The sequence below is a fragment of the Vibrio sp. OPT46 genome (assembly GCF_015163535.1).
GTDB lineage: Bacteria > Pseudomonadota > Gammaproteobacteria > Enterobacterales > Vibrionaceae > Vibrio > Vibrio alginolyticus.
Genome location: NZ_JADDYG010000162.1, coordinates 1 through 245 on the forward strand (window position 1 = coordinate 1; position 245 = coordinate 245).

At 41.2% G+C, this 245-nt stretch carries 1 protein-coding gene; it reads right to left on the bottom strand.

Annotated elements, in window-relative coordinates:
- The coding region (locus tag IQR33_RS06970) for a 7TM domain-containing protein (RefSeq protein WP_322631756.1) at positions 1 to 245 on the bottom strand (245 nt) is incomplete at both ends.

Sequence of the window (245 nt, forward strand, 5' to 3'; positions counted from 1 at the left end):
GCAACTTCCTTCGCACCTTCTTCTTCCCATAGGATTGACATACGTTCAATCGTCCAAGACAAGATGATCATAGGGAAGAAGGTAATTGTTAGGCCTTCTGTTAAGCCCATTTTAAACGCAACAACGGTGAACACCGAGATGATCATAATAACGGTAATAATGACCGCAGATATCCTTGCTACCAGCAATAAGTTCAACCTAGACAAATAGCTTCGAATAATCAGGCCTGTACCTACAATTAGCAA